We start from the raw sequence: 714 nt of genomic DNA, 5'->3' as shown, positions 1-714 counted from the left end.
GCGGGTCGATCTTGTGGTGAGAACTCCCTATCGGGGGACCCCACGCTCTCACCAGCACCGCGCAGATTGTCCGATATGAGCGTGTCGCGCTCACGTCGCGCTACGATCTTGCTGAGATCACCTCAATACGTCTGCGGTTTGACCGCTTCGCAATGGCAACAGCGCGTCGGGCAGCCCATATTCGCCTTGCATCGAGCGGTCGAATGACAACGGCCTCGTACAGCAGCGACTCGGTGCAGCCACGCTACAGCCACACGTCGGTTCACGACGAGCCGAGCAAGCTCACCACGACCACAGCTCGAGCCATGGGCGCGACCGCGCATGACCACGTGCACGGCCAGGTCACCGAGCAACGTCCACCGGTATCGCGATCCCACAGATCGGAGACCGACGTGGACGACCAGCCGAAACCCCTCTGGGGTGTGGCAGACGTGGCCGCGTACCTGAAGGTGCCGGTCACGACCCTGTACCAGTGGAGGCACAACGGGTACGGCCCGCGTGGGCGGCGCGTCGGGCGCTACGTCCGATACGACCCTGACGATGTGCGCGACTGGTTCGCCGCCCAGGACGACGGCGTCGCATGAGCGCCAGGGCCCCGGCGTTCTTGCCGTTTGGGTCTGATGTCCGTTTTGCCCCTGGTGGTGGACTCGTTTGAGGGGCCGGTGTGAGGGGCGAGCGCGACCCCTGGTGATCTTTCAGGTGTTGAAGCCGAAG

1 protein-coding gene is annotated in these 714 nt (G+C 64.8%); it reads left to right on the top strand.

All coding sequences use genetic code 11. The features are described from left to right. Positions 1 to 431 precede the first annotated feature (431 nt). On the top strand, positions 432 to 584 hold the full coding sequence (locus KME75_RS44650; RefSeq protein WP_308283544.1) for a helix-turn-helix domain-containing protein: 153 nt from the start codon (positions 432 to 434) through the stop codon (positions 582 to 584). The last annotated feature ends 130 nt before the right edge of the window (positions 585 to 714 follow it).

The sequence above is a fragment of the Pseudonocardia nigra genome (assembly GCF_019396355.1).
GTDB lineage: Bacteria > Actinomycetota > Actinomycetes > Mycobacteriales > Pseudonocardiaceae > Pseudonocardia > Pseudonocardia nigra.
The sequence above is the reverse complement of the archived record's forward strand: the minus strand, read 5'-3'. Positions and strand labels throughout refer to the sequence as shown.